This window comes from Amycolatopsis sp. NPDC005003 (assembly GCF_053600695.1).
In genome coordinates this window covers 55,572-72,641 of sequence record NZ_JBSGAI010000014.1, presented here as the reverse complement: position 1 = coordinate 72,641, position 17,070 = coordinate 55,572, and the positions used below count along the sequence as shown (strand labels likewise).

The following is a 17,070-nucleotide window of genomic DNA, read 5'->3' as shown; positions in this document are numbered from 1 at the left end:
GCAGCCCCGCTTCAGAGAGGAAGCGAACATGAGCACCGTGCCGGTCGTCGAGGCACGCGGGGTGGTCAAGCGCTACGGCGCCACCGTGGCGCTCGACCACGCCGACCTGACCGTCCTACCGGGACAGACGCACGCGCTGGTCGGCCGCAACGGGGCCGGCAAGTCGACGCTGGTGTCCGTCCTCACCGGACTGACCGAGCCGGACGCCGGAACCGTGCGGCTGAGCGGGGAACCGGCGCCGGCCCGGTCCGACCGGGACGCCTGGCGGTCCCGGGTGGCCTGCGTGTACCAGCGGTCGACGATCATCCCCGACCTGTCGGTGGCGGAGAACCTGTTCCTGAACCGGCAGGAGACCCGGGGCGGGCTCGTCCGCTGGTCCGCGCTGCGGCGGTCGGCCGAGGAGCTGCTCGAACGCTGGTCGGTGGCCGTCGACGTGCACCGGCCGGCCCGGGAGCTGAGCGTCGAGCAGCGGCAGTTCGTCGAGATCGCGCGGGCCCTGTCGTTCGGCGCCCGGTTCGTCATCCTCGACGAGCCGACCGCGCAGCTCGACGGGGCCGCCATCACCCGGCTGTTCGGGCACATCGCCGAGCTGCAGCGCCAGGGCGTCACCTTCCTGTTCATCAGCCACCACCTGCAGGAGGTGTACGAAATCTGCGACACGGTGACGGTGTACCGGGACGCCCGGCACGTCCTCACCGCACCGGTCTCGGAGTTGCCGAAGGCCGACCTCGTCGCGGCGATGACCGGGGAGAACGCCGTGGCGACGCAGGAACGGGCGTCCTCGGCCCGGCACGGCACCGAACCCGTGCTCCGGGTGGCCGACCTGAGCCTGGCGCCGTTCTTCGAGGACGTGTCGTTCGACGTCGCGCCCGGGGAGATCGTCGGGCTGGCCGGGTCGGGCGGCAGCGGCAAGACCGAGCTCGCCGAGGCCCTCGTCGGGCTGCGCAAGCCGACGTCCGGCACGGTCTTCGTCGGGGACTCCCGGCCCCGGCCCGGTGACGTCCCGTCGGCGCTGGCCGCCGGGGTCGGGTTCGTCCCGGAAGACCGGCACCACCAGGGTTTCGTGCCGGAGATGTCCATTGCGGACAACTCCACGATGAGCGTGATGGACCGGCTCGGGCCCGGCATCTTCGTCCGGTCCGGCCTGCGTGACCGGCTCGCCGGGACGCTGATCACCCGGCTGGCGGTCAAGACCCCCGGCCCCGAGTTGCCGGTGTCCGCGCTGTCCGGCGGCAACCAGCAGAAGGTCGTGATGGCCAGGGCCCTGGCCGGGGATCCCCGCCTGCTCGTGCTGATCACCCCCACCGCCGGGGTCGACGTGCGGTCGAAGGAGTTCCTCCTGGGCAAGGTCGCGGAGGCCGCCGCGGCGGGCACCGCGGTGCTGATCGCCTCGGACGAACTCGACGACCTGCGCCTGTGCGACCGGCTGCTGGTCGTGGTCCACGGCCGGCTCACCACCGAAGTGCCCGCAGGCTGGCAGGACCGCGAGGTCGTGGCCGCCATGGAAGGAGTCGACCTCGATGCCTGAAAGCCCCGCCGCGGTGGGCGCCCCGCCGCGGACCGGACCGTCCGCCGCGCCCCGGCGCATCGCACTGGCCCGCCTGCGCGACTTCGCGCTGGTGCCCGGGATCATCGCGATCGCCGTCGTCGGCCAGCTGGTGAACCCGGTGTTCCTCCAGTACGACAACGTGATCAACATCCTGCAGACGATGTCGGAGATCGCGCTGCTGGTGCTCGCCCAGACGATGGTCCTGGTCGTCGGCAAGATGGACCTCTCGCTGGAATCGACGTTCGGCCTCGCGCCCGGCGTGGCGGCCTGGCTGACGATCGGTGGCGGCCACTCGCTCGGGCTGCTGCCCTCGTGGACCGCCGTGCCGGTGGTGCTGCTGGTCGGCGTGGTGGTGGGGGCGCTCAACGCCCTGCTGATCGTCCGGTTCGGGCTGAGCGGGTTCGTCGTCACCCTCGGCATGCTGATCGTGCTGCGCGGCCTGCTGACCGGGATCTCCGGCGGCCAGACCTTCTTCGGCCTGCCCGATTCGATGCTCTACCTGGGCACCACGCTGTGGGCGGGGATCCCGGCGTCGATCTGGATCTGCGTGCTGTTGTTCGCGGGCGGGATCGTCCTGCTCGGCTACACCCGGTTCGGCCGCAGCCTGTACGCGATCGGCGGCAACGAGGACGCGGCGAAGGCCGCGGGCATCCGGACCGACCGCATCGTGTGGATCGTGCTGATCGGGGCCAGCGTCCTGGCCGCGCTCGGCGGGCTGCTGCTGTCCGGGCGGCTCGCGTCCGTCGCCGCGGCGCAGGGCAACGGCTACATCTTCACGGTGTTCGCCGCGGCCGTGATCGGCGGGGTGAGCCTGAACGGCGGCCGAGGCACGCTCTTCGGCGCGTTCACCGGGATCCTGCTGCTGTACATGATCCAGAACGTGCTGACCCTGGCCGGCGTGCCCGCCCAGTGGATCGGCGCGCTCAACGGCGCGATCATCCTCATCGCGCTGGTGATGTCCCGCATCACCAGCGGCAAGCGGCAGACCTGATGGCGGACCTCGGCCTGGGCACCGCCGGCCTGGGCAACGTCTTCGGGGACGTCGACGACGAGGCCGCCGCGGAGGTCGTCGCCGCGGCGGCCGGCGCCGGGGTGCGCTACTTCGACACCGCGCCCTACTACGGCTTCGGGCTGGCCGAACGCCGGCTCGGCCGGGCGCTGGCCGGGCTGCCCGCGGGCTCGTTCACCGTGTCGACGAAGGTGGGCCGGACGCTCACCGACGGCGGCTGCTTCTTCGACTTCTCCGCGGACGCCGTCCGCCGGGGGATCGAAGGCAGTCTCGAACGGCTGGGCCTCGACCGCGTCGACATCGCCTACCTGCACGACCCCGACGACCACGAAGAGCAAGCCGCTGCCGAGGCGTGGCCGGCACTGTGCCGGCTGCGCGACGAAGGCGTGGTCTCCGCGATCGGCGTCGGGATGAACCAGTGGGAGATGCCCGCCCGGTTCGTCGAGCGGCTCGACGTCGACGTGGTCCTGCTCGCCGGCCGGTACACGCTGCTCGACCGCAGCGGCGAACGCCTGCTCGACCGGTGCGCCGACCGCGGGGTCGACGTGGTGCTCGGCGGGGTGTTCAACTCCGGACTGCTGATCGATCCCCGGCCCGGCGCCTGGTTCGACTACGCCCCGGCCGCGGCGGAGCTGGTGGCCCGAGCCCAGCGGATGCGGGAGGCCGCCGAGTCGGCCGGGTACGACCTGGCCGCGTGCGCGCTCGCCTTCGCCGCCGCGCACCCGGCCGTCACTTCCGTCCTCGTCGGCGTCACGAGCGCCGCCCAGGTGCGGGAGAACCTCGACGCCTTCCGCCGCGAGGTGCCGCACGACCTGCTGCACCACCTGATTTCCCGCTAAGTCCCCTCACCCAGGAGAGTGCAACGATGCCCCCTGCCCAGAACCCGTTCTCCCGCCGGCAGTTCGGCGCCCTCGCGGCCGCCGGGCTCGCCGCGGCGGCCGTGCCACCCGCGCTGGCCGGCCCGGCGGCGGCCGCCGCGGCGCAGTGCTACGAACCGACCTGGCCGTCGGTCGACCGGCACCCGCCCGCGCCGGAGTGGTTCCAGGACGCCAAGTTCGGCATCTACTGGCACTGGGGCGCCTTCACCACGCCGGAGTTCGGCAGCGAGTGGTACGGCCGCAACATGTACATCCCGGACAGCGGCGAGAACAAGCACCACAAGGCCACCTACGGCGACCCGGCGGTGTGGGGCTACGACCGGTTCATCGACGGCGGCACCGACACGGCAGGCAACCCGGTGCAGTTCGCGCCGAAGCTCGCCTCCCACGGCGGGCAGTTCGACCCGGAGGAATGGGCGCGGGTCGTCAAGGCGTCCGGGGCGAAGTTCGCCGGCCCGGTCGCCGAGCACCACGACGGGTACTCGATGTGGGACAGCAAGGTCAACGAGTGGAACTCGGTGGCCCGCGGGCCGCACCTCAACCTGCTGAAGCTGTTCTCCGACGCCATCCGCGGGCAGGGCCTGAAGCTGCTGGTCGCGATGCACCACGCGTTCAACTACAACGGCTTCTACGACTTCGCCCCGCCGCAGAGCACCCCGAGCCTGCGCAAGCTGTACGGCCAGCTGCCGCGCGCCGAGCACGACCAGCTGTGGCTGGCCAAGCTCAAGGAGGTCATCGACCGCGCCAAGCCCGACATCCTCTGGCAGGACTTCTCGCTGAACTCGCCCGGCTACTGCATCAACAGCGGCCCGTGCGCGGTGGGGGAGCAGCAGCGCCTCGAATTCCTGGCCTACTACTACAACCAGGCGCAGAAGTGGGGCAAGGACGTCGTCTCGACGTTCAAGCACTTCGACCACGGGTTCAACACCAACGGCGAAGTCGCCGACTACGAGCGCGGCGGCCCGGCCGACATCGTCACGCCGTACTGGCTGACCGACGACGCGATCTCCAGCAGCAGCTGGAGCTACACCCGGGGCATCGGCTACTACTCGAGCACCCAGATGATCCACGCCCTGATCGACCGGGTCAGCAAGGGCGGCAACATGCTGCTCAACATCTCCCCGACGCTCGAAGGCACCATCCCGGCCGAGCAGCGCGCGGTGCTCGCCGACTTCGGCACCTACCTCGGCCGCGTCGGCGAGTCGATTTATTCCACGCGCGTCTGGGACGTCTACGGCGAGGGCCCGACCAAGATGGGCGGCGGCTCGTTCGTCGCCCCCAAGGTGGGCACGGCCAAGGACTTCCGGTTCACCCGCGACAAGGCCGGCCGCGTGCTCTACGCGACCGTGCTGGCCTGGCCCGGGGCCACCGCGGACCTCACCACGCTGTCCGGCAGGCGGATCGACCTCGGCGGCCTGCGCCGCGTCGAACTGCTCGGCGCGCCCGGTGCGCTGAAGTACACCCAGGACGCCGGCGGCCTGCACGTCACGCTGCCGGCCAAGCCGTACGAGTCGCCCGCCTACGTGCTCAAGCTGACCTTCGCGGGCCGGATCCCGGTGGTGGGTCCCGCCTCCGGCGCGAAGGTGTTCGCCGAGCGCGGTTATCGCGGCGCGAGCGCGGCGCTGGGTGTCGGCAGCTACACCGCGGCCCAGCTGCAGGCCGCGCTGCCGAAGCCCGTTTCCGCGATCTGGCCAGGGGACGGTTACGAGGCCCTCGGCTATCCGGCCGACAACTTCACCGGAACTCCGAGCCGGTTCCTCGTGGCCACACCGGACGTGCGGGCGTCCGCGATCGTTTCGATGCGCGTGGCGTTCGACCCTGCCCGGTGGTTCCGGATCGTCAACGTCACCAACGGCCTGGCCGTCGACGGCGGGGGAGCGGTCGCGGCGGGCAGCAAGCTGAAGATCTGGACCCCGGACGACAGCCCGAACCTCCAGTTCGGCATCGAAGACACCGGCGACGGGTTCGTCAAGCTGACCAACCGCACCAACGGGCTGGTGATCGACGGGGCCGGCGCCACGGCCGCGGGCGGAAACCCCGTGCAGTCGGCCTACACCGGCGCAGCGAGCCAGCAGTGGTCGGTCACCGACACCGGCGGCGGCGTGTTCGTGATCGCGAACCGGGTCACCGGGCTGGTGCTCGACAGCGGCGGGAACGTGCCCTCGGGCTCCCCGCTGAAGGTGTGGAACGACGACGGCAGCCCCAACCTGCGCTGGTCGATTTCCGTTGCTTGACGGGAGTGCGGGCGTCGTGACCGGGCTCCGGTCACGGCGCTCCGCCGTCGAGCTCCCGGACCTCGGCCAAGTGCGCGCGCAGCCAGCGTTCGGACGTGTCGACGTGCATCAGCGCCGCCGCGGTGGCCACCGCGGGGTCGCGGTCGGCGAGCGCGTCGTAGATGGCCTTGTGCTGCGACAGCGTCACGTGCGTGGCGCCGCGTTCGACCGTGCCGCGCCAGACCCGCGCGCGCAGGGTCCGGGAGGAGATCCCGTCCAGCAGCGCGGTGAGGGTTTCGTTGCCCGTCGCGGTGACGACCGCCCGGTGGAAGGCGGCGTCGAGCACGGTGAGGCGTTCGACGTCCTCGACCGCTTCGTGCATCGCGTCGAGCAGCTCGCCGACGGCCCGCAGCTGCGCGTCGGTGATCCGGGTGGCGGCCAGGCCGGTGGCCGCGGGCTCCAGGAGCCGGCGCACCTCGGTGAGCTCGAGGACGCTGCCGCCCTGCATGAGCGCCACCGCGTTGCCGAGCCCTTCCAGCAGCAGGCTCGGCGCGAGACTGGTGACGTACGTGCCGTCGCCGCGGCGGACCTCGAGCACCCGGGCCAGCGCGAGCGCCTTCACGGCCTCCCGCGTGGGGCTGCGGGAAATCCCCAGCTCGGTGGCCAGTTCGTGCTCGGGGGGCAGCTTGGCACCCGCCGGGAACCGGCCGGACCGGACGAACTCCCGGATCCGGTCGATCGCTTCGTCGGTCAACGACCTCGCCATGGCTCTCCTCGGACACCTCGCCTGAAGAACCATCCTAGCATTCATATGATGTATACCTGTGAAGGAGTGACGCATGTTGCGTAATGAAGGGTGATTCACCTGTTTCGATGACGTTTCGCGGACCAGACATGTGATGTCTTGTCCGCGATTCTTACTGACTTGTAAGTTAGCAAAATGGCGCAGCGCAGACCCGATGCCTTCCGGGGGTTCGTCGGCCGCGTGGGTGGCGGCGGTGCGTGACGCGGGCCCGGCCCGGCTCCCCGTGGCGGCCCGCCGCGCGGCGATCCTCGAAGCGGCCGGCGTCGAGTTCGCCGCCAACGGGCTGGCGGGCACCCGGCTGGAGGCCATCGCCGCCCGGGCCGGCATCTCGCACCCGCGGATCGTGCAGGTGTTCGGCTCCAAGCGAAAGCTCTTCCTCGAAGTGGTGCACGCCGCGTACGACCGCATCGAAGCGGCGTTCGAGGGCCCCGAGCCGACGCTGGCCACCTTCGGCGCCGCCTATGCCCGGTTGCTGCAGAGCGATCCGACGGTCGGCTTGGTCGTGCTGCACGGCTACGCGGCGGCGGACGAGCCGGTGCGCGAGGCGGTCCGGCGGCGGCACCTCGCGTTGCTGGCCGCGATCGCCCGGATGACGGGGGTGGACGCGTTCCGGGTGCGGACGTTCTTCGCGACGGGTCTCGTCCAGACGGTGTCGGTGGCGCTCGAACTGCCGGGGCGGCGCACCGACCCGGCGTGGAGCGCGTGGCTCCTCGACCTCGCCGAGCAGGCCGGGGATTCCTGAAGCCACCGGCTCGGAAACCCGGCGTCGATGTCGCCCCACCGGATCGCAAGTGCCGGCCCGTGTGGCGGAATTCGACGGTTTTCGACAAGGGGTGTGCGGCTTTTCCGGTCGCTTTCGGTCATCCGGTTGACACATCGGGGTGCGTGGTTCCAGCATCGGTTCTGCCGAGCGAACGGTCAAAAGATCACCGGACGCCCGCCGGCGCTCGCGGCTCGGCCGTTCGGACCCACTCTCGCCCAAGGATGTGCGAATGTGACCAAGAACCGGTACCCCGGCCCTCGTCGCGCCGGTCCCCGCTAGCCCGTGGTGAACGCGAAGACCGTCGAAGCCCGATCGACGGCCCGATTGCCCTCCCCGGGAATGTTAGCGTTAACACCATTTTCCCCGCGCCGCTTCGCGGTTTCCGGGCGGAAACGTGCCCCCGGTTCGTGCCGTCCCCACGGAGGTGACCATGACCGTTCTCGACCTTTCCGGTCCGCGGCCGACCTTGGCCGACGTGGCCCGGGTCGCCGGTGTCTCGTCGGCGACGGCGTCGCGGGTGCTCAACGGCTTCCCGCAGGTGCGCGAGCAGACCCGCCGCCAGGTGGAACAGGCCGTGCGCGCCCTCGGCTACGTCCGGCAGCGCGCGGGCCGCGCGGGCGAGGGGGAGCGGACGGGCACGGTCGCCGTCGTCCTGTGCGAGGACGGCCTGCGGCTGTTCTCCGATCCGTTCTTCGGCCGCATCATGGACGGCGTCAACCGCGCGTTCACCGCGGCGGGTGTCCAGGTCGTGGTGCTGATGATGCAGGCGGCGGCCCAGGCCGCCACCCTCCGGTACCTGGGCGGCGGGCACGTCGACGGGGCCCTGTTCGTGAGCACCCACGCGCGGTGCGCCGCGGCGTTGTCCCGGGTGGACTTCCCGATCGTCAGCGCCGGCCGGCCGATCGTCCCCGGCCCCACCCGGTACACCTACGTGGACGTGGACAACCGCGGCGGCGCCGAGGCGGCCGTGCGGCACCTCCAGGCGGCCGGGCGGCGGCGGATCGCGACGGTCGCCGGCCCGAAGGACATGGCGCCGGGGCGGGACCGGCTCGCCGGCTACGCCGCCGCGATCTCCACGACCGGCGCCGTCGACCCGGGATCGGTGGCCTACGGCGACTTCGGCCAGGCCTCCGGCGAGCACGCGATGCTGCGGCTGCTCGACCGGAGACCGGACCTGGACGCGGTGTTCGTGGCCTCCGATGTCATGGCGGTGGGCGTGCTGCGCGCCCTGCGCCGCGCCGGCCGCCGGGTGCCCTGCGACGTCGCGGTCGTCGGGTTCGACAACGCGCCGATCTCGCGGACCACCGTCCCGCCGCTGACGACGGTCAGCCAGCCGGTCGAGGCGCTGGGCGCCCGGTCGGCGAGTGAGCTGCTCGCGGTGCTCGACGGGACGGCCGGGCCGCCGCACCGCGTCGTGCTGGGGACCAGGTTGGTGGTGCGGGAATCCACCTGAGCGGCGCGGTGCTAGCCTGTTACTGAGCGGTCGCTTAGTGATCTTGTTCACGACCCCGCCGGTACGGCCCACGTTCACCGCGGCTGCCGATGGCACGGGCCCCAGGTCGGAGCCGTTTCCGCCGGGGATGGCGGGTGGCTGACGAGCGTCGCGAACAGCGGTGTTGCCCACGTCAAGGTGACCGGATCCGGCCGCTGTGGTGACCTCGGAGTAGCGGGAACGACCGGTGAGGGGTGGGCGGCGTGCACGAGCGGACGACAGGGGATCCCTGCGGTGGCACGGCTGTCGTGCTGCCGGACCCGGCGTGCTCGATCGGCGTGCTGACGTCGACACTGGCCACCCTCGGCAACAGCCGGACGCTCGACGCCGTCGCGCGGGCGGCCGCGGCCGAGGGGTACGCGATCAAGCTGATGCCGCTGGGCAGGCCGACCCGCGACGCGGTGACCGATGCGTTCCGGGAACTGGGGAAACACGACGTCGACGGCCTGGTGGTGCTGGTCGAGGAATACGACCTGGATTGGCCGGGAATCGTTTTCCCGCAGCACGTCCCGGTGGTGGTCGTCGATTCGAACGCCCGTGCCGGATATCCGACGGTCGACACCGATCAGGCGCAGGGTGCGGTGCTGGCGACGGAGCACCTGCTCAACCTCGGCCACGAAACGGTGTGGCACATCGCGGGTCCGTCGGATTCGTTCGCCGCCGAGCACCGGGAGCGGGCCTGGCGCCGGACGCTGGCGCGGTTCGACCGGCGTGCGCCGGTGCCCGTGGTGGGGGACTGGACGGCCGAATCCGGCTACACCCTCGGCCGGGTGCTGGCCCACGACCCGTCGGTGACGGCGGTGTTCGCGGCCAACGACCAGATGGCCCTGGGCCTGCTGCGGGCCCTGCACGAATCCGGTCGCTCGGTGCCGGGCGAAGTCAGCGTCGTCGGGTTCGACGACATGGCCGAAGCGGCGAGCTTCTGGCCGCCGCTGACCACCGTGCGGCAGTCGTTCGCCGAACTGGGCTGCCGGGTGGTGCGGACCCTGCTCGGGGAACTGCGGTCGGGAGTCCGGACGGCCACGCTCGAACGGGTCCCGGTGTCGCTGGTGGTCCGGGGCAGCAGCGGCCCGCCGCCGTGGTGATCCGCGCCGCGTGAGAAACGTGTGAACCGTTCCGCCGTTCTCCGGTTCTGGGGCGCCCTTCGCGCTCGAATACATCGAATCGTGCGGCCTTGTGTTGACACGGCGGTCCGCGCAAACGGAAGCTCGGTGTACCGGCCGAACGGCCGAACCTCCGGACGGCCAAGGGAGAGCCGAGTCATGACCACCCTGCCGGCGTCCCCTTCCGTCGCGTCCTGATGGAGCCGGAACTCATCGAGATCACGGTCACCGTGCCGCACACACCCGCGGCGGTGTGGACGATCGTGGGCAGCCCCGAGCTCTACCCGCGGTTCGTCCGGGGCATCACCTCCTGCGAGCCGGTTTCCGAGGCCACCGGCCGGGGTGCCCGCTACCGGTACCGCGCCGGCGGCGAGGGCGAGGCCGAAGTCTTCGTCCACCGCCGCGACGAGCACCTGGCCTGGACCGGCCGAGGGCACCGGATGTCGGTCGTGCTGCGGCCGGTGTCCCGAGGCTGTGCGATCACCGTCCTGCTCACCCTGCTCGACGGCCGCTCGCCGGCGGTCCCGCGGATCCGCCAGCGGATCGTGGACGCGGTCGCCGCGATCAGCGACCACCTCGGCGGCGTCCCCGCGGACGATCCGCTGCCGCCGCGCCCGTCGAAGCGCGAACTCGCGCGGATCCTGGTCCGGGCCGGGGTCCTCACCCCGGCCCAGCCCACCGGGACGCTGCGGCAGCTGAGGTCGGTGGGCCGCTGGGGCTCGACCCTGGCCGGCGGCTACGAGGCGGTGGCGCGCCGCGCGCCGGAGTCCCTCGCGCTGTGCGACGAGCGGTCCGAGCGGACCTTCGGCGAGGTCGACGACCGCACCACCCGGCTGGCCGGGGTGCTGAAGCGCTACGACATCGCCGAGGGTTCGCGCGTACTCCTGATGTGCCGCAACCACAACGCGATGGTCGAGGCGATGATCGCGTGCAGCAAGCTGGGTGCGGACGTGGCCCTGATGAACACCGGGCTGGCCCTGGGCCAGGCCGCCGAGTTCGCGCTGCGGCACGGGTCCCAGCTGGTGCTCGCCGACGCCGAGTTCGCCGCCCTGCGCGGGCGGCTGCCGCCGGAGATCCCGCAGCTGTGGACGTGGCCGCCGGGCGGCGGGTGGCACGGCCCGACCATCGAAGAACTGATCGAAGCGCAGGAACCCGCCCGGATCGCCCCGCCGGGCCGTCCCGGCCGGCTCGTCGTGCTCACCTCGGGCACGTCCGGCCCGCCGAAGGGCGCGCGCCGCCCGACGCCGAACAACGTGGCGGACGCCGCCGCGGTCCTGTCGGAGATCCCGCTGCGGGCCGGGGAACCGATCCTGGTCGCCGCACCGCTGTTCCACACCTGGGGCCTGGCCGCGCTCCAGCTCGGCATGGCGCTGCGCGCCGGACTGGTGCTGCCCCGGCGCTTCGACCCGGAAGCGACGCTGTCGATGATCGAGCGGCAGCGGTGCACGGCGTTGTTCGCGGTGCCGACGATGCTGCGGCGGCTGCTGGACCTGCCGGAGAAGACGCGGGCCCGCTACGACCTGTCTTCGCTGCGCGTGGTCGCCAGCTCCGGCGCGGGCCTGCCGGGCCGGCTGGGCGAGGAGTTCATGGACGCGTTCGGCGACATCCTCTACAACCTCTACGGCTCGACCGAGGTGTCGTGGGCCGCGATCGCCGGACCGCGCGACCTCCGGGCGGCCCGCGGCACGGCGGGCCGCCCGCCGATCGGCACCGCGATCCGCGTCCTCGACCGCGCGGGCACCCCGGTGCCACCCGGTGCGACCGGCCGCCTCTACGTCGGCAACCGCCTGCTGTTCGACGGGTACACCGACGGCGAGCAGCTGGACGTCCGCGACGGCCTGATGGACACGGGTGACCGCGGCTACCTCGACGCGAACGGCCTGTTGTTCGTGCAGGGCCGGGAAGACGAGATGATCGTGTCGGGCGGGGAAAACGTGGCCCCCGCCCCGGTCGAGGAGGTCCTGCTGACGCTGCCGGAGGTCCGCGAGGCGGCGGTGGTCGGCGTCCACGACGCCAAGTACGGCCAGCGCCTGGCGGCCTACCTCGTGCTGGTCCCGGGCGCCCGGCTGGACGAGGACACGGTGCGATCCCACGTGCGGGAGCGGCTGGCGCGGTTCGCGGTGCCGCGGGACGTCGTGTTCGTCGAGGAACTGCCGCGCAATGCGACGGGGAAGGTCGTGAAGCGGGCGCTGCGCCGCAACTACCGCTGGTGACCCGGCCCGGGGCCGTCCGGCCTCCGGTCAGGCCGGGCAGCTGACGTCGTGCGGGGGTGCCGCCAGCGTCAGCAGGTAGCGGTCCCCGGCCGAGCGGGTGCAGGTGTTCCGCTCGTACACCCCGTGGCCCGCGCCCTCGTAGGTCAGCAGCGTCGTGTTCGCCGGTGCCTGGCGGTGGACCGCGAGGGCCCAGGCGTACGGGGTCGCCGGGTCGAAGAGGGAGTTCAGCACCAGGATCCGCGGCGCCCGCGAGACGTCGAGCCGGTGCGGCGGGTTCGCCGGCGGGCCGTGGACGCCCAGGCAGGCCATCGCCTCGCCGTGGCCCAATGTGCTGCCGCGCATGACCGGCCCGCGGCGCAGCTCTTCGGCGTGCAATGCCGTGTACTGCGCGAAACTCCGGATCCGCAGGGCGAAGTCCTGGCAGACGACGGCCAGGCGGATCGACTCGTAGTTGAAGGCGAACTGCGCGGTCACCGGCGGGTTCCCGGCCGCGGTGTCGGCGATCACCTGGCCGATGTCGGCCCAGTCCGGGCGGTACATGTCCTTCAGCACCCGGTCGCGCAGCTCGCTTTGCGCGTACGGGATCGCTTCGGTCACCGAGAGGGCTTTCCGCCAGACGGCGAAGACGTCCTGGCCGTGCAGCGCGCAGGCCGCCGTGCGGTCACACCACTCGGCGAACCGCCGGAACGCCCCGTCCGCGGCGGCGGCCCGGTCGCCGAAGAAGCGTTCGATGCCGGCGCTGTGGTCGATGACGCTGTCGAGCACCATCGCCCGCACCCGGTCGCCGTGCAGTTCGGCGTACTGCTGGCCGAGCAGCGTGCCGTAGGAGATGCCGAGGAAGCTGATCCGGGCCTCGCCGAGCGCGCGGCGGACCGCGTCCAGGTCCCGGGCGTTGTCCTCGGTGTTCGCGTGGTCGAAGACGGGCAGGTTGGCGGCGCGGCAGCCGGAGACCGCTTTCTCGCTGTAGGCCCGCAGCGCGGCGAACTCGGCCGGGCCGGCGGGCTCGTCGCCCGGCGGGCGGGGAGTTTCCGGGCACTCGATGAACTCGCTGCGGCCGGTGCCGCGCAGGTCGAAGCCCACGATGTCGAACCGGGCCCGGACCTCCGGGCTGAAGAAGGGCGAGGTCAGCGGCAGTTCCGCGCTCGACGAGCCGGGGCCGCCGAAATCGGCCAGCAGCACCCCGATGCGGTACGCGGGATCCGTGGCGCGGTGCCGGCCCACCGCCAGGGAAATCGACGGCCCGCCGGGGGAGTTCCAGTCCAGCGGCACCCGCACCGTGCCGCACTCGCCGTCCGGCGGCGTGGGGCTGTCCGGGTCGACGGGGCACGCCGTCCAGGCGATCGGGGACGGCGACCACCCGGCGTCCGCCACGGCGGGGGTGCCGCCGGTCAGCAGGAGTGCGCCCGCCAGAACCGTTCCCCACATCCGAGGCTCCTCCCCGCGACGACCCGGACTCGCCTCGACCGTAGGGCTTCCGGCGTCCGGGCCACAAGGGCCGATCGCTCAGCGGGAGCGCTCCCGGACGCCGGCCAGCACGGGCGGCGGCGGGCCGGGGTGCAGGATTCCCAGGTGCCGGGTGGTGCGGGTGATGGCGACGTAGAGATCGTTGTGCCCCAAGGGAGCGGCGAGGATCGCGGCCGGGTCGACGACGATCACGGCGTCGAACTCCAGTCCCTTGGCCTGCCCGGGCGTCAGCACGACGACGGTGTCGGTGAGGTCGGGTGGCGTGCGCACCGGCACGGCCGCGGTGATCCGGGCGTGGTGCGACGGCGGCGCGATGATCGCCAGCCGGCCGTCCCGGTGGCGGGCGGCGATCCCGGCGAGAACCCCGGGCAGCTCCGCGAGCGTGGTGCGCTGCCGCCAGGGGTGTTCGCCCGCGTGGCGGACGGAGCGGGGCGGCCGGAGACCGGGGTGGTGGGCGGCGAACAGCGCGGCCGTCACGGCCATCACCTCCGCCGGGGTCCGGTAGTTGACGGTGAGTTCCGCCAGCCGCCATCGACCGTCCACATGCGACCCCAGCACCGCGCCCCACCCGGAACTGTCGGTGCCCGCGGGTAAGCTGGACACCGGGGGGCGGAGGCCCGCGGCGCCGGCCGGGTCACCGGTCTGCGCGAGGTCGCCGACCACGGTCATCGACCTGGTCGGGCACCGCCGCATCAGCATCCGCCAGGCCATCGGGGACAGTTCCTGCGCCTCGTCGACGACGACGTGCCCGAAGGTCGCGTTCCCGCCGGGCTCGCCGAGCACGGCGGCGGCCTCGTCCAGCAGCGGCACGTCCGCCGCACTCCAGTCGTCGCCCGACGTGCCGAGCAGGCCGGCCACCACCTCCGGCGCGGTCAGCGGCGGCCACAGCCGGTCCAGCGCGGCCGCCACCCCGTTGTCGGCCAGCAGCGTGGCTCGCAGCCCGGCCGCGTCGGTCTCGTCGAGCAGCTGCCGCGGCCCGTCCTGGCCGGCCTCGACCACGACCCCGGCGGCGGCCAGGGCACGCAGGTCGGCCGCGCTCAGCCGCCCGTCGGCGCTGCCGCCGTCGAGGGCCTCGCCGGTCTCGGAGAACACCACGTTCTCCATGCGGTCGAGCAGGTCCCGCGCGAGTGCGGCGACGGCTCGCTGCTGGAATACGAGCCGCGCCTGGTTGTGCGGCAATCCCGTGCTCGCCGCCGCTTCGACGGCCTCGCGGCAGGTACGCGGGTCCAGCACCAGCGTTTCCTGTTCGAACGCGATCTCGACCGGCTCGGTGGGCGGCCGCACCGAGGCCCGCACCGCGGCCGCGATCCGGCCGGCCATGTCGGCGCGGCCCTTGGCCACGGCGCTGTCCGCGGGTTCGGCCCGGCCGGGCCGGACACCCGGGTACAGGCCGGCGACGGTCGACGTCACCACCGCGTGCTCGCCCAGCCCGGGCAGCACCTGCCCGATGTATTCGAGGAAGACCTGGCTGGGACCGACGACCAGGACACCGCGGCCGCGCAGGTGCGGACGGGTGTAGAGCAGGTACGCCAGCCGGTGCAGCGCGACGGCCGTCTTGCCGGTGCCCGGGCCGCCCTGCACCACCAGGACGCCGGGGCGGTCGTCGCGGACGATCCGGTCCTGCTCGGCCTGCAGCGTGGTGACGATGTCGCGCATCCGGCCGGTGCGCTGCGCGGTCAGCGCCGCCATCAGCGCGGCTGCCCCGACCAGGGCGACGTCGGCCGCGTCGGCGTCCAGCAGCTCGTCGTCGAGGGCGACGACCTCCCGGCCGCGCGTGGTGATGCGCCGCCGCCGTCGCACGCCGTGCGGCTCGGCCATCGTCGCGGTGTAGAACGGCCGGGCCGCGGGCGCGCGCCAGTCGAGCAGCAGCGGCTCGTCGTCGCGGAACAGCCCCAGCCTGCCGACGTGGCGGCGGCTGCCGTCCTGCATGTCCAGCCGCCCGAAGCACAGCCCGTCCTCCGCCGCGGCGAGGCGGCTCAGTTCCGCTCGCCAGAACGGCGCCGTGGCGGGATCCGCCGCGGCGAGCCGGGCGGCGGCCTGTTCGCGCAGCGTGTCCGCTTCGGCATACAGGGTGGTCAGGTATTCCTGTTCGGCGTCGAGTTCGCGATCGGTTTCGTTACTGGCGGGCACGCCTGAACTCCCCTTGTCATCCGGTGATCGGTGACGTCGAGGGTGCACGGCGATTCGGCGGAGAAACAGTCTTGTTCTTTCCCGCGCCTTCAGCCGCGCGTGCGCTCTTCGTGCGCTCCGCGCGGCAAAACCTGCCGTAATCGGGAGTCAGGCAGCGACTTTCCTGCGCGGAGCGCGCTTTCGCGGGGACGGCGCGGACGATTCCGTGCCTTCGCCGTGTGCGCGCTCGAAGGCGGCGACGACTTCCGAGGAGAGCCGGCCCCGCTCGGAGACGTCGAAGCCGTTCGCGTTCGCCCAGGCCCGGATCCGCTGGTTGCGCTCGCGGTCGGAGGCGGTGGTCGACTGGCCGGTGGCCACCCGCACCTTGCGCCCGCCGACCCGGCGGCCGGCGCCGATGTACCGGGCCAGTTCGTGGCGGAGGGCGGTCGCGTTCCGGTCCGAAAGGTCGATTTCGAAGGTGACGCCGTCGAGGCTGAACTGGACGGTCTGGGCGGCGGTGCTGCCGTCGATGTCGTCGAGGATCTCGACGGAGACTTTCTGGGCCACTTGGGTGCTCCTCCGGTGGGTGTGCGCTCGAGAACGCGAACAGCACAATAGGCGGAACTGCGCTGCGGAGCGTTCGCTGCGAAGTGTATCGACAACCGGCTCGAAAGGGAATTCAACTCGCGGGGAAACGGGACGGGTCCGTTCGGCGTAATTGCCCGCATCGGAGCAGGAAGCGGGCGGTCGCGGCAAGGGCGGTGGGGGGCCGGAAATGGGCGGCAGTCGCCTCAATGGGTGAAGAGCGACTTCGGCCGGGGCGCGGGTGTGCCGGGTCGCGCGCGGTGGGGGCGGAGCCCTTGCGGGCTCGCGGTACGAGCCGGTTCGGGTCTGATGTGGACGTCCTATCCGGACGGTCGCGGCCGGAGGCGCAATGCGGTGGTGGCCGCGATCGGCCCGCCGTTTCCGGTTCGGTGGCGAACGGGTTCGGAAATGCCTTCGGGTGTCACGGCCGGGTGGGGCGAGTTCGATACCCGCGGGTGCTCGGCGCGAGGCTCGCGGGTTGGTACTACGGGGGCCACGATCCCGCGCGGGAGCCATATGGGTGACGCCGGGGTCTTCGGCAGGTTCGCTGCCGACTGCCGCGGCGGTTTCGGGGACCTGTCGCCAGGGCCTGGGTGGCGGGCGTGTGGTGCAGGGGTGACCGGCGGCTTGCTCCCGGCCCCGCCCCGGCGGGCGCGGCTCGCCGCCTGCCGTGGCCGGTAGGGGGCCGGTGGTGGTGGGCCGAGCGAGCCCGGCCCTGGACCTGCCGCCGGAACCCTGCCGGGCGCCGGTAGCGGCAGAGCCGGCCGAGCTCGGATCCGGATCCGCCTCGGGAACCCTGCTCGGCGTGCACTCCGATGGCTTTCGCGGTCACGCCCCGTGAACCATCGCCACGGACTGCACCTCGCCGGGCGCCGTCCTTCCCGGCA

Annotated in this window: 12 protein-coding genes; 8 read left to right on the top strand and 4 right to left on the bottom strand. The window is 72.7% G+C overall.

The window, feature by feature from the left end:
* Positions 1-28 precede the first annotated feature (28 nt).
* The 4 genes from ACWED2_RS18165 to ACWED2_RS18150 are packed head-to-tail and all read left to right on the top strand — an operon-like array spanning position 29 to position 5,670.
* Positions 29-1,528, top strand: coding sequence for a sugar ABC transporter ATP-binding protein (locus tag ACWED2_RS18165; protein ID WP_449691637.1), 1,500 nt, complete (start codon positions 29-31; stop codon positions 1,526-1,528).
* Positions 1,521-2,540, top strand: coding sequence for an ABC transporter permease (locus ACWED2_RS18160; RefSeq protein ID WP_449691636.1), 1,020 nt, complete (start codon positions 1,521-1,523; stop codon positions 2,538-2,540). The genes ACWED2_RS18165 and ACWED2_RS18160 overlap by 8 nt, the downstream gene beginning before the upstream one ends.
* The gene (locus ACWED2_RS18155; protein WP_449691635.1) at positions 2,540-3,397 is read left to right on the top strand and encodes an aldo/keto reductase; all 858 of its coding nucleotides are present in this window, start codon (positions 2,540-2,542) and stop codon (positions 3,395-3,397) included. The genes ACWED2_RS18160 and ACWED2_RS18155 overlap by 1 nt, the downstream gene beginning before the upstream one ends.
* A gap of 26 nt (positions 3,398-3,423) precedes the next feature.
* The gene (locus ACWED2_RS18150) at positions 3,424-5,670 is read left to right on the top strand and encodes an alpha-L-fucosidase (protein ID WP_449691634.1); all 2,247 of its coding nucleotides are present in this window, start codon (positions 3,424-3,426) and stop codon (positions 5,668-5,670) included.
* Positions 5,671-5,701: 31 nt separating this feature from the next.
* On the opposite strand, the gene ACWED2_RS18145 is transcribed toward ACWED2_RS18150, so the two are convergent.
* A complete protein-coding gene (locus ACWED2_RS18145) occupies positions 5,702-6,415 on the bottom strand; it encodes a FadR/GntR family transcriptional regulator (protein WP_449691633.1) in 714 nt (237 codons plus the stop codon).
* Between the two features lie 193 nt (positions 6,416-6,608).
* On the opposite strand from ACWED2_RS18145, the gene ACWED2_RS18140 reads away from it, so the two are divergent.
* The 4 genes from ACWED2_RS18140 (at position 6,609) to ACWED2_RS18125 (ending at position 12,025) form a co-directional block, all read left to right on the top strand.
* The gene (locus ACWED2_RS18140) at positions 6,609-7,196 is read left to right on the top strand and encodes a TetR/AcrR family transcriptional regulator (protein ID WP_449691632.1); all 588 of its coding nucleotides are present in this window, start codon (positions 6,609-6,611) and stop codon (positions 7,194-7,196) included.
* Positions 7,197-7,647: 451 nt separating this feature from the next.
* The gene (locus tag ACWED2_RS18135; protein WP_449691631.1) at positions 7,648-8,670 is read left to right on the top strand and encodes a LacI family DNA-binding transcriptional regulator; all 1,023 of its coding nucleotides are present in this window, start codon (positions 7,648-7,650) and stop codon (positions 8,668-8,670) included.
* Between the two features lie 242 nt (positions 8,671-8,912).
* Positions 8,913-9,794, top strand: coding sequence for a substrate-binding domain-containing protein (locus ACWED2_RS18130; protein WP_449691630.1), 882 nt, complete (start codon positions 8,913-8,915; stop codon positions 9,792-9,794).
* Between the two features lie 215 nt (positions 9,795-10,009).
* Entirely contained in the window at positions 10,010-12,025 is a 2,016-nt protein-coding gene (locus ACWED2_RS18125; RefSeq protein WP_449691629.1) for an AMP-binding protein, read from the top strand.
* Between the two features lie 27 nt (positions 12,026-12,052).
* Here the strand turns inward: ACWED2_RS18125 and ACWED2_RS18120 are convergent, their stop codons facing one another.
* The 3 genes from ACWED2_RS18120 to ACWED2_RS18110 form a co-directional block, all read right to left on the bottom strand.
* Positions 12,053-13,450: an alpha/beta hydrolase gene (locus ACWED2_RS18120; protein WP_449691628.1), complete on the bottom strand. Its 1,398-nt coding sequence runs from the start codon at positions 13,448-13,450 to the stop codon at positions 12,053-12,055.
* A 78-nt stretch (positions 13,451-13,528) separates the two neighbouring features.
* Positions 13,529-15,619 carry a HelD family protein gene (locus ACWED2_RS18115; protein WP_449691627.1) on the bottom strand — a complete coding sequence of 697 codons (2,091 nt, stop codon included), beginning with the start codon at positions 15,617-15,619 and terminating at the stop codon, positions 13,529-13,531.
* Positions 15,620-15,766: 147 nt separating this feature from the next.
* Positions 15,767-16,165 (bottom strand): histone-like nucleoid-structuring protein Lsr2, encoded by a 399-nt coding sequence (locus ACWED2_RS18110; RefSeq protein WP_449691626.1) that lies wholly within the window; start codon positions 16,163-16,165, stop codon positions 15,767-15,769.
* Between the last annotated feature and the right edge of the window lie 905 nt (positions 16,166-17,070).

What these genes read in the sequence shown, in the direction of transcription:
- ACWED2_RS18145 (WP_449691633.1), bottom strand. Translation starts at nt 6,415, where the DNA reads ATGGCGAGGTCGTTGACCGACGAAGCGATCGACCGGATCCGGGAGTTC.
- ACWED2_RS18135 (WP_449691631.1), top strand. Translation starts at nt 7,648, where the DNA reads ATGACCGTTCTCGACCTTTCCGGTCCGCGGCCGACCTTGGCCGACGTG.
- ACWED2_RS18140 (WP_449691632.1), top strand. Translation starts at nt 6,609, where the DNA reads ATGCCTTCCGGGGGTTCGTCGGCCGCGTGGGTGGCGGCGGTGCGTGAC.
- ACWED2_RS18160 (WP_449691636.1), top strand. Translation starts at nt 1,521, where the DNA reads ATGCCTGAAAGCCCCGCCGCGGTGGGCGCCCCGCCGCGGACCGGACCG.
- ACWED2_RS18125 (WP_449691629.1), top strand. Translation starts at nt 10,010, where the DNA reads ATGGAGCCGGAACTCATCGAGATCACGGTCACCGTGCCGCACACACCC.
- ACWED2_RS18165 (WP_449691637.1), top strand. Translation starts at nt 29, where the DNA reads ATGAGCACCGTGCCGGTCGTCGAGGCACGCGGGGTGGTCAAGCGCTAC.
- ACWED2_RS18150 (WP_449691634.1), top strand. Translation starts at nt 3,424, where the DNA reads ATGCCCCCTGCCCAGAACCCGTTCTCCCGCCGGCAGTTCGGCGCCCTC.
- ACWED2_RS18155 (WP_449691635.1), top strand. Translation starts at nt 2,540, where the DNA reads ATGGCGGACCTCGGCCTGGGCACCGCCGGCCTGGGCAACGTCTTCGGG.
- ACWED2_RS18120 (WP_449691628.1), bottom strand. Translation starts at nt 13,450, where the DNA reads ATGTGGGGAACGGTTCTGGCGGGCGCACTCCTGCTGACCGGCGGCACC.